The sequence below is a fragment of the Nostoc sp. 'Peltigera membranacea cyanobiont' 232 genome (assembly GCF_002245985.1).
In the GTDB taxonomy this organism is placed as follows: Bacteria; Cyanobacteriota; Cyanobacteriia; order Cyanobacteriales; family Nostocaceae; genus Nostoc.
Genome location: NZ_NOLK01000212.1, coordinates 1 through 11,323, shown reverse-complemented (window position 1 = coordinate 11,323; position 11,323 = coordinate 1). Strand labels below are relative to the sequence as shown.

Annotated in this window: 9 protein-coding genes and 1 pseudogene; 7 read left to right on the top strand and 3 right to left on the bottom strand. The window is 43.0% G+C overall.

The window, feature by feature from the left end:
- The first annotated feature begins 140 nt into the window (after window positions 1–140).
- From CDG79_RS44460 to rdgB, 5 genes and pseudogenes are all read left to right on the top strand, one after another.
- Entirely contained in the window at window positions 141–1,214 is a 1,074-nt protein-coding gene (locus CDG79_RS44460; protein WP_223278554.1) for a tetratricopeptide repeat protein, read from the top strand.
- Window positions 1,215–1,226: 12 nt separating this feature from the next.
- Window positions 1,227–1,403, top strand: a pseudogene (locus CDG79_RS45075) (tetratricopeptide repeat protein); the annotation flags it as partial.
- Window positions 1,404–1,433: 30 nt separating this feature from the next.
- Window positions 1,434–2,312, top strand: coding sequence for a tetratricopeptide repeat protein (locus CDG79_RS44455; protein WP_262985871.1), 879 nt, complete (start codon window positions 1,434–1,436; stop codon window positions 2,310–2,312).
- Window positions 2,313–2,554: 242 nt separating this feature from the next.
- On the top strand, window positions 2,555–3,991 hold the full coding sequence (locus CDG79_RS36250; protein WP_094346411.1) for a phosphoglucomutase/phosphomannomutase family protein: 1,437 nt from the start codon (window positions 2,555–2,557) through the stop codon (window positions 3,989–3,991).
- A 94-nt stretch (window positions 3,992–4,085) separates the two neighbouring features.
- Window positions 4,086–4,664, top strand: coding sequence for an RdgB/HAM1 family non-canonical purine NTP pyrophosphatase (rdgB, locus tag CDG79_RS36245; protein ID WP_094346410.1), 579 nt, complete (start codon window positions 4,086–4,088; stop codon window positions 4,662–4,664).
- A 120-nt stretch (window positions 4,665–4,784) separates the two neighbouring features.
- On the opposite strand, the gene CDG79_RS36240 is transcribed toward rdgB, so the two are convergent.
- The 3 genes from CDG79_RS36240 to thiD form a co-directional block, all read right to left on the bottom strand.
- Window positions 4,785–5,123, bottom strand: a complete 339-nt coding sequence (locus CDG79_RS36240) for a P-II family nitrogen regulator (RefSeq protein ID WP_012410794.1) — start codon at window positions 5,121–5,123, stop codon at window positions 4,785–4,787.
- A 346-nt stretch (window positions 5,124–5,469) separates the two neighbouring features.
- A complete protein-coding gene (locus tag CDG79_RS36235) occupies window positions 5,470–6,078 on the bottom strand; it encodes a hypothetical protein (RefSeq protein ID WP_094327268.1) in 609 nt (202 codons plus the stop codon).
- A gap of 202 nt (window positions 6,079–6,280) precedes the next feature.
- Window positions 6,281–7,108 (bottom strand): bifunctional hydroxymethylpyrimidine kinase/phosphomethylpyrimidine kinase, encoded by an 828-nt coding sequence (gene thiD, locus CDG79_RS36230; RefSeq protein ID WP_094346409.1) that lies wholly within the window; start codon window positions 7,106–7,108, stop codon window positions 6,281–6,283.
- An 805-nt stretch (window positions 7,109–7,913) separates the two neighbouring features.
- Between thiD and CDG79_RS36225 the strand changes: the two genes are divergently transcribed.
- Together CDG79_RS36225 and CDG79_RS36220 are read left to right on the top strand one after the other, a co-directional pair.
- On the top strand, window positions 7,914–8,126 hold the full coding sequence (locus CDG79_RS36225; protein ID WP_094346408.1) for a hypothetical protein: 213 nt from the start codon (window positions 7,914–7,916) through the stop codon (window positions 8,124–8,126).
- A gap of 187 nt (window positions 8,127–8,313) precedes the next feature.
- A complete protein-coding gene (locus tag CDG79_RS36220) occupies window positions 8,314–11,196 on the top strand; it encodes a choice-of-anchor D domain-containing protein (protein WP_094346407.1) in 2,883 nt (960 codons plus the stop codon).
- Window positions 11,197–11,323 lie beyond the last annotated feature (127 nt).

Genomic DNA, 11,323 nt, shown 5'->3' with positions numbered 1-11,323 from the left:
TAGTGAACCACGAGTTCGTAAACGTCGCCCGAAAGCATACCCCTTAATGACGAAACCTCGGCACGAATTACGAAAGCAGTTGCAAACTGCTTAACCACAAGTGTTTCGGCTTTTCTTAGTGCCATTCGGATATAGCTAACTTGTGGTACTGGCTAGGTTGCATCTATCAAACTTGGGGAAAATATGAACAAGCACTTGAGTGTCAACAAAAGTGCTTGGCACAACGTCAACAGTTAGAAGACGAACCAGGTATAGCTAGTGCCTACTTTCAACTAGGCTGGATTAATCAAACTTGGGGTAAGTATGAACAAGCGATCGCCCATTACCAACAAAGCCGTGATATCTATGACCAATTGGGTAAACAGAAGGACATAGCAAACCAATGGTACAGGCTGGGTGATTGCTATCGGCAATGGGGCAAATATCAGCAAAAGGATTTAGCAATCCGCCAGCAGTTGGATGACCAACCTGGAATAGCTCTCGCCTACTGGCGGTTAGGACGAATTTATCAAACTTGGCGTAAATATGAACAAGCACTTGAGTGTCAGCAAAAGTGCTTGGCACAACGTCAACGGTTAGAAGACAAACCAGGTATAGCTAGTGCCTACTTTCAACTAGGCTGGATTCATCAAACTTGGGGTAAGTATGAAGAAGCGATCACCTATTTCCAACAAAGCTGCGAACTCTATGAGCAATTGGGTCAAGAGAAGGATGTAGCAAACCAATGGTACTTGCTAGCAAGTTGCTATCGGAATTGGGGCAAATATCAGCAGGCAGTCGAGTGTGAACTCAAGGATTTGGCAATTCATCAACAGATGGATGACCAATCTAATATAGCGGATGCCTATGGGCAGTTAGGAAGTGTCTATCAAGCATGGGGTAAATATGAACAAGCGAGCGCCTATTTCCAACAAAGCCGTGAACTCTATGAGCAATTGGGTCTAGAGAAGAATATAGCAAACCAATGGTACTGCCTGGCTAGTTGCTATCGGCATTGGGGCAAATATCAGCAGGCACTCGAATATGAACTCAAGGATTTAGCAATCCGTCAACAACTGGACGACCAAACAAATGTAGCGGATGGCTACAATCAACTAGGTCGAATCTATCAAGCATGGGGCAAGTACGAACAAGCGATCGCCTACTTACAACAAAGCCGTGATCTCTATGAGCAATTGGGTCAAGAGAAAGATGTAGCAAGCCAATGGTACTGACTTGCTGATTGTTATAGCGATTGGGGCAAATATGAACAGTCATTAGAGTGTCAGCAGCATTGTTTACTCATACGCCAGTCATTAAATGACACATCATTGATAGCTGTAACTCACCATCAATTAGGTCAAATCTATCAAGCATGGGGAAAATATGAACAAGCGATCACTTACCACCAACAAAGTCGTGACCTCTACGAGCAATTAGATAAAGTAAAAGATGTGGCTAGTCAATGGGACTGGTTAGCTTATTGCTACCTTAATTGGGGTAAGTATGAACAAGCAGTTGAATGTCAAAAACAATATCTTTTGCTACATGAAGCACTAGAAAACCAACCTGAAATAGCTAATGCCTATTATTGGCTAGGACGCATTTATAGAGCTTGGGACAAGTATGAGCAGGCATTAGAGTATTTTCAGCACAGTTACAACTTGTACCAGCAACTAGATTTAGGTAAGGATTTAGTTATATGTCATAGAGCAATTGGTAAGAGCCAACGCTTGCTAGCAAAAAATACCTTAGATAAAGCAGTAGCTTTTGAATTACTGGCGCAAGCTGAACAAAATATCCGTCAAGCCATCCAAATAGATACTACAGAAGACTATAAAGAAAATCTTGCTTACGACTTCATTATCTTTAGCTTAATCTCGTCAGAACACCTACGCCTGTTGTCTATTGACGAATCATTACCGCAAGAACAAATTGCCCAATTTGAAGAATATTACAATACTGGCTTGACATATCTTGCCGAACTGGGGCAGACAGTAAATCGAGCAGAAGAAGCTCTTGATATCGCCCGTGCTTATCTGGAAGTTAGCGTCTTAAAAAATCTTGATCGAGCCGAAGAACTAGCCCAAGAATCCCTCCAAGTTTTTCAGGAGTACAATCGCCGAGAACTAGAAGCTTCATCTCGTAAACTCTTGGGCGAAATATACTTGAGCCGCGCCCAGCATCATCAATCAGATACTAAAGTAACTGCTACCCAGTTTTTAACAGAAAGTCTGCAAATCTACAAAGAGCTTGATTTAAGCGAAAAAGCTGCCGAGGTAGAGCAGCTAATGCATTCAAATCTAGATAATACTGGAATACTTAGCGATTAGAATTCACCCCTACACAAACCAAGCTACGTAGATACTATCTGAAACATCTACGAAGGCGGATTTTAATTGTGAGTCAAAAAGCGCTGTCTAATAACAAGTTGTTGTGTGTCTACACACTCCATTGCAAAAAATTGCTAACTTTTGTATTGAATATTATTAGTACATGTTTTTACTAGATTCTTTTTTTACTCTGCACACTGTATAAATGCTAGAATCCTCAAGTAGACAGTTAGGATACCTAGATGCCAGTTGTAGCTAACTCAATCAAGTTTGGTACAGACGGCTGGCGGGGCATTATTGGTGACGAGTTCACCTTTGAACGCCTAGCCCTGGTCGCGCCAGTTGCCGCAAAAGTATTATATGATACATATTTTTCTACGGTTGGTAGCCGGACAATAATTGTCGGTTACGATCGCCGATTCATGGCTGAAGACTTTGCTCGTGCTGTTGCCGATACTGTCAGTGCTGTCGGATTTGATGTGCTACTGAGCGAGAGCTATGCCCCAACCCCAGCTTATAGTTGGGCGGCAAAAGAACTCAATGCTTTAGGGGCGCTGGTAATTACAGCCAGCCATAATCCTGGCAAATATTTGGGTTTAAAAGTCAAGGGTTATTTTGGTGGATCGGTACCGCCAGAAGTCACAAAAGAGATCGAAGATCGGTTGGCGGTGGAAGTACCACTAGCAGCTACCCCAGGTAAGCAAGAGAAATTCGATCCTTGGCCCAGTTATACCCAAGCACTAGAACGTAAAGTTGATATTGCCAAACTTCGAGAAGCGATCGCATCTGGCAAATTGACATTATTTGCCGATGTCATGCATGGCGCTGCTGCTACTGGATTGGCGAGACTACTAGGCAATCAAGTCAAAGAAATCAACAGCGATCGCGATCCCCTATTTGGTGGCGGTGCGCCGGAACCCTTACCTAAATACCTTTCAAAGTTATTTGGAGTCATCAAAGCTCACCGAGAAACCGATAAATCCGGTTTAACGGTAGGGTTGGTATTTGATGGAGACTGCGATCGCATTGCAGCAGTAGATGGAGAAGCCAACTTCCTAAGTTCCCAAGTATTAATCCCGATATTAATCGACCATTTAACCCTGCGGCGTGGTTTTACTGGAGAAATAGTCAAAACTGTTAGTGGTTCCGACTTGATGCCCCTTGTAGCAGCACTACATAACCTCTCAGTCTTTGAGACAGCAGTTGGTTATAAATATATTGCTGACAGAATGTTAGCAGCAAAAGTGTTGCTGGGTGGCGAAGAGTCGGGAGGAATTGGCTATGGCAGTCATATTCCCGAACGTGATGCCCTGCTGTCAGCATTGTACGTGTTAGAGGCAATTGTCGAATCTGGTTTGGATTTAGGTGAGTATTATCGCTACTTGCAGAAAAAAACAGGGTTTACCTCAGCTTACGATCGCATTGATTTACCCCTAGCAAATATGCAAGTGCGATCGCGTCTTTTGCAACAATTGCAAACCCAACCCTTAACGGAAATTGCAGGAAAAGCAGTAATTGATTGCCAAACAATTGACGGCTACAAGTATCGCCTTGCTGATAAAAGTTGGTTAATGATTCGGTTTAGCGGTACTGAGCCAGTTTTACGCCTCTACTGCGAAGCCGCAACAATTGAGCAAGTGCATCAAACTCTTGCTTGGGCGAAACAGTGGGCGGGGTAAAATTCATTAATTAGTCATTAGTCATTTGTCCCTTGTCCTTGGTAAATAACTAATGACTAATGACCAATGACCAATGATTAATGACCAATGACCAATGACCAAATTACTTGTAGTAGCCACAGGAAATCCAGGTAAGTTGCGGGAAATGCAAGCTTACCTGGAAAATTCTGGTTGGGAATTAACCCTCAAACCTGAAGAATTGGAAATTGAAGAGACGGGCGAAACTTTTGCCGCTAACGCTTGTCTGAAAGCGTCACAAATTGCTAAAGCTACGGGAAATTGGGCAATTGCTGATGATTCGGGCTTACAAGTAGATGCCCTAAATGGCGCACCAGGGGTATATTCTGCACGTTACGCCAAAACCGACTCAGAAAGGATTGCTAGGCTATTGAAAGAATTAGGAAACGAGGTAAATCGGCAAGCCCAGTTTGTTTGTGCAGTAGCGATCGCTCGTCCTGATGGTGCGATCGCATTACAATCTGAAGGAATTTGTCGTGGTGAAATTCTCCATACACCTCGTGGTGATGGTGGTTTTGGCTACGATCCAATTTTTTATGTGCAAGAGTTACAATTGACTTTTGCTGAGATGACACGGGAGTTGAAGCGGTCAATTAGCCATCGAGGCAAGGCTTTTACAGCTTTACTTCCGCAACTGGAAAGAGTTGAGAGTTAGGAGTTAGGAATTAGGAGTTAGGATTTATGAATTCTGCTAAATCTTCATTCATTTAGTCCTTACTCACAATTCATAACTCCTGTACAGACGCGATTAATCGCGTCTCTACTCATCACTTTTTTAAACCGCCTCTGTGTTCTTTTCGCCAGTACGAATCCGAATCACTTGCTCAACAGGCGAGATGAAAATTTTACCATCGCCGATTTCACCAGTGCGGGCAGCAGCAATAATTTTGTCTACTACCATATCAACCTGATTGTCGTCAACTACGATTTCCACTTTGAGTTTTTGCAGAAACTCGACAGTGTACTCAGAACCGCGATAACGTTCAGTTTGGCCTTTCTGCCGTCCGAACCCCCGAACTTCAGAAACAGTCATGCCGACAATACCAGCGTTAACCAAGGCAATTTTTACCTCATCTAGCTTAAATGGGCGGATAATAGCTTCTACTTTTTTCATCTTCTTGACTCCTGACTTCTACTAGCTTCGTTTATATATCTAACCAGATCCGCAGTCTGAAGCTGTAACTAGCAGTGCTTTTCCTAAAAGATATGTAATAATTACCACTTTCTTAAAGTGTAGATGCATTGCCTGATGCTTGAGACATGAGAACCAGCCAGGATTTATTAATTGGATAATCTTTGAGGTTCTAACAAAAAGAAGTTGCTGTCAAGTTAGCATTTTATGTAGCTTTTATAACCTAGAAATAGATAAATTGCGTTATTTAGCAGATATCCTCAAATATTTAGAGAGTGAATGCAGAGAAATTGCTTGGTAGCCTACTGCTGACTGTGGGAGTTTCAAACTAACGTTTTTGATGTTCAAATAAGGGACGCACAACGAAATATCCGGCGCTAAAGGCAGTAAGCATGATTAACAAAATAGTGATAATTAACCACCAACCACTTAGTCCCTTGGCATCTGGCTCAGTAGTGGAATAATAACTTACTTGTTGCTCTTCTATAAAAATTGGTTCTTGGATCGGGAAATTAATTTCCATTACAGGTGTCGAAAAGTTTTGGCGGCGGCTTTTTTCGGGCGGGGCTTTGGGGACAACAGGTGGACGTGGATGAGCAACCTGCTGACGTGGAGGCGCTTCAGTTCCTGGCTGTTTGGTAGCCCTTTTCACGCCGCTATAAGCTTGGGAAGCTTGGTGATAACTAGGCGTAGCTTGGGAATCTACAAAATTTTGCAAATGAGAAAAAGACTCGGCAACTTTGATAATTTCTTGGCGTAATAGTTGATTTTCTTGTGCTAGTTGCTGATTTTGGGTGGTGAGTGCATTTAGCCTCGCCTGTGCTGCTTGCAACTCTGCTGACAATTCCCTGTATACAGATAGTGGTACAGAGGGAGGGTAGGCTTGAGTAGTCGGTGTTGGCGAATTTCTGTGAACAGAACCTATGGTTGTTCGCATCGGGGCTTGGTATTAAAAATCAAGGTAAGTAGATCGTACAGAGATGCTAACAGAGATAGTCAGCCCTGAAACTATGCCCAAGAATAATAGAAAAATGCCGAAAGGGCAAAGATTTATTATGAGGGGTTGGGAATTGGGAATTGGGAATTGGTTAATCTTCCTAGTCCCCAGTCCCCAGTCCCCAGTCCCTAGTCCCCAGTCTCTAGTCTCTAGTCCCCACAATTGGGAAGAAATGTCCTACAGGGCCTTGCCCTTCGCCAATATCTAGGGCGTAAGTAAGCGCAGTAGTCACATACTCCTTTGCTTGTTGCACTGCTGACCACAAGTTATTTCCCTTAGCCAGATTAGCAGCGATCGCAGCCGATAGCGTACAACCAGTACCGTGAGTATTTTTTGTCTCTACTTGCTGGCAAGTCAAAACTTCCAACTTGTCCCCATCAAACCAGATATCAATTCCACGCAAATCTCCCTGCATACCACCACCCTTGACTAAAACAGCCTTCGTCCGTAAAGTCTTGTGAATAATTTCAGCCGCAGCTTGCATATCCTCCAAAGAATTAATTTGTAAACCGCTCAAAATCTGGGCTTCGTAGCGATTCGGCGTGATTATAACTGCCTTGGGAATCAGGGCATGGCATAAAGTCTTCACGGCATCATCATCAATCAATTGTGCCCCTGTACGTGAAACCATTACTGGATCGACTACTAAATTCTCGATTTGTAAAGCTTCCACCTGCTGGGCAACAGCAAAGATAATTTCCTGATTGAGCAACATACCAGTTTTGGCAGCTTGTACGCCAATATCTTCAACTACTGCCTGAATTTGCGCCACAACAGCCTCTGTTGGTATGGCATCAACTCTTTTGACTCCTAAAGTGTTTTGTGCCGTGACGCAGGTTATGGCGCTAGTACCGTGGACACAGTGAAAAGCAAAGGTGCGTAAATCAGCTTGAATTCCTGCACCGCCACCACTATCTGAACCAGCAATGGTTAAAGCAACAGGTATTCTGGAGTTTATTTCAGTATTCATATTATGAAGATTAAGTCAGTTGGCATCATCAAACCAAACTATCTCAAAGATTGATGAATTCGGCTAAAACCGAATGGCACTAAGTTAAGCTGAAGGGCAAGCAGCGTAAAGATTGCAGAGGGGCAGGGGTGCAGGGGTGCAGAGGGGAATTTCTAAATATCCGAACGCAATACCTAAAATTTCTTCTTTCTCCCCTGCTCCTCCGCTCCTCTGCACCCCTGCTGCCTCAACGATTTTCCCTTATCAAGCGTGCCATTCGGCTAAAACCCTCTTTCTTCCTACCTCCTGAAGGCAACCTACTTACTGATGAGATGGTCTTTGTTTGGCGTAGGCGTAACTCGCAAAAAATGTTTGAAGGAACTTCATCAAATCCTCGCACAAAGCACTCTCTATCCCCATATCACTCTCGAAATTAACAGGACTCCACCACTATACCTCCATAGTTATTTTAACTTTGTTGTAAAAAAACTTACCATATTCAGAATATTCACTGATATCAAGTGCTATTTGTAAAGGTTACTTTTAACTAAGTTCACAAGGCTCAGTTACATCGCCTACAACAGGTTCGACTAAGTTGTTACATTAGTTCCCTTAAGTTAAGGGATCAACCTACTAAAGTTTCAACCAATTTAACTTCGATCACTGTAACTTTAAGTCCTTAGTTATCAGCCCGGAGGTTCATTCTACCATGCCGATTTGGCAACTTCCTGACCTAAAACAACGGACAAAGTTCAGAGGAATTACTATGCAGATTTACGATTATTGTATCAGATATAGCAGATAAGTTGGCTCGCAAAGAGCAGCGATGTCTACGACGGGCTATGCCTACGCATCTGCTACAGATAAAGATACTATTCAACTCGACTTCATCACAGGATATCTAACAAAAAGCTCAGAGAAGACAGGAAACGTCTCCGGCTTTGCGCTGCCTTGTCTACGTGCTAATCGTCCGCTCACCCTCAATAAAACACTGACGATTGACGATATTAATATCCCTGATTTAACCATCAACGGTTGACAGGAGAAAAAGTTTTCAGTTTGACAACAGCGTTTCTACAACCGACGCAATTTCAAGTTGCGATCGGACAACTGTGACTGTCTGAAAAATCCCGACAGATCCCCCATTCAAATCGCTCCTTAGCAACTTAAGAAAGTTGCTGAGGTGTACTTCCAATTACCCTTACACACACATTCGGAGTAAATAAATGACTACATACTACGTTTCTGGAACAGGTAATGATAGCAATAATGGCTTGAAGGAAGGCGCTGCATTTCGCTCCTTGGGCAAAGCCGTGTATGAGATGAAAACAGGCGACACGCTCTACGTCATGAATGGGACTTATGACAAAGGAGCGATGCTTTTTAACAAAAATGGCTCGCCAGATAACTGGACAACAATAAAAGCTTATCCAGGGGCTACACCTAAGATCCAAACAACAGGAAGTGGCATTCTTGTATTTAGTTCATCTTACGTGCGGATTGAAGGACTTGATATAGAAGGCAATCGGGAAAATATAACTTTAGACTATGCATTACAACAAAAGGACAACCTCAACAACCCTTTGACTAATGCCAGTGGAATTGAAGTAAAAGCTTGGACAAATAGTCAAGGGGTAGGCGGTACTAACCCCCATCATATTGTCATTACCGGTAACACAGTCCGTAACTTCTCCGGTGCAGGAATGGGATTCACCAATACAGACTACATTACTGTTGAGAAAAATATTGTGTCTGGAAACGCTTGGTATTCGCCTTGGGGGACTCAGGGAATTAGCGCTCTCCGTAGTTTTAATTACGATAATAATACTACTGACTACAGGATGATTTTTCGAGACAATATTGTTTACGATAATCAAAGTCTAGTTCCGTGGCACGAACGGGGCATAATCACCGAAGGCCACGGGATTATGCTTGACACTACTACTAAGACTACTAATAGTGTGCCTTATAGTGGTAAGACCTTAGTTGCTAATAACATAGTTTACAACAATGGTAGCTCTGGCATTGAGGCTTTCAAAGCTACGAATGTAGATATTGTTAACAACACGGTTTATCAGAATAGCCGTGTTCTTACAAACTCTGGAGAGATTGGTGTTAGTTACTCAGATAATGTACGGGTCTATAACAACATCATGTATGCAAATGACAATCAAAATGCCAATCTCATCAAGTTCTCTACAGATGTAACTTTCGATCGCAACCTTGTTTATAACTCGAATCTATTCCAAGCTTCAGATAATCTAAAGGCCACAGGGTTGCAGAATATTTTGGGTAAAGATCCCCAATTTGTTGATGCCGCCAAAGGAAATTTTGCACTCAAAACTGGAAGTGCTGCAATTGATGCGGGTTCCAATCTTTTCAATGGCATTAGTACGAATACTCCCCAGGATGGTGATGGCAATGGCACTGCATTGATTGACATTGGTGCCTACGAAGCCCCCCGCAGCACTATTAGCGCTCCTGAAATTCAAGTTCTCAATGGCACAGTTGACATTGCAGATGGCAGTACTAATGCGATTAGCTTTGGCGATGTCGTTGCCGGTAACACTTTGACCAAAACCTTTACCATCAAGAACACCGGTACAGCCACACTCAACCTGAGTAATCTGAAACTTCCCGACGGATTTAGTTTGGTAGGAACTCTTCCGACGAGTGTGGCTGCTAATGGTTCTACAGCCATCACAGTAGCACTCAATACCACTACACCTGGTACTTATAGTGGCAGCTTTACTTTAAACAACAATGATACTAATGAAAGCCCCTTTGACTTTGCCATTAGTGGCATAGTTAAACCCGTTCCGGCTCCTGAAATTCAAGTTCTCAATGGCACAGTTGACATTGCAGATGGCAGTACGACTGCGATTAGCTTTGGCGATGTCGTTGCCGGTAACACTTTGACCAAAACCTTTACCATCAAGAACACCGGTACAGCCGCACTCAACCTGAGTAATCTGAAACTTCCCGACGGATTTAGTTTGGTAGGAACTCTTCCGACGAGTGTGGCTGCTAATGCTTCTACAGCCATCACAGTGGCACTCAATACCACTACACCTGGTACTTATAGTGGTAGCTTTACTTTAAACAACAATGATACTAATGAAAGCCCCTTTGACTTTGCCATTAGTGGCATAGTTAAACCCGTTCCGGCTCCTGAAACTCAAGTTCTCAATGGCACAGTTGGCAATGACACCTTTATTACCAAGCTAAACAATGGCAATGACATCATCACGGACTTTGGCGGTGTAGGTACTAGCTCAAACCCCTCGGCTGCGGTGATTGCCAAAGTAGACACCTTGCAATTTATTGGGGCTGGCTTAACTGCGAGAAATCTGCAATTAACTCAAAATGGCAACAATTTAGAAGTTACCTTTGAAGATGTGGCTAATACCAAAGTCACTCTGCAAAACTTTCAGTTACAAAATCTAGATAACTTAGTCGCATCAACAACAAGACCCGCCATCGGTAATATCCAATTTGACGGAGAAGCCAGTGTTACCAAAAGCTTTGATGTGATTAATGCCAACTCCACTCAACCGTATATTTCCACCGCAAACTCTGTCACGTTCCTCAATGACTTGAACAATAACATCAGCGGTTTTTACAATTCCAACGATGTGATTAATGGTCAAGGGGGTAATGACACCATAAATGGCAGCGGTGGTGACGACCTACTGCGGGGCGGTACTGGCAACGATCTTCTCATTGGTGGACAAGGCAATGATACTCTTGTGGGTGGTATGGGTGCTGACTCTTTCCTCTACGATATCAATGCTGCCTTCAATAGCGCTGCTGTAGGTATTGATACGATCGCTGACTTCAATCACTCTCAAGGTGACAAGATTATCCTTGATAAGACCACTTTTAATGCCATTAATTCCGTTGTGGGAACCGGTTTTAGTAACGCTAGCGATTTTCAAATCACTAGTTTAGGGGCAGTTAGTAATGCTGTGATTGTTTACGACCCAATGACTGGGCAATTACTATACAATCAAAATGGTAGTGCTGCTGGTTTCGGCACTGGCGGTCAATTTGCAAAACTTACTGGTGCGCCCACTCTTACTGCCTCCGACTTCATCGTTCAAGCATAGCGCTCTTTTATGTCTCTGGTGAGAGAAAAATGCTCTGATTTGCTGAGATTTTTGAAACTCCTTGAAGGCTGTGAAGAATGCAGACGCTGCTATGTCGGAAATATTGGGATTTATCAAATATATCTGT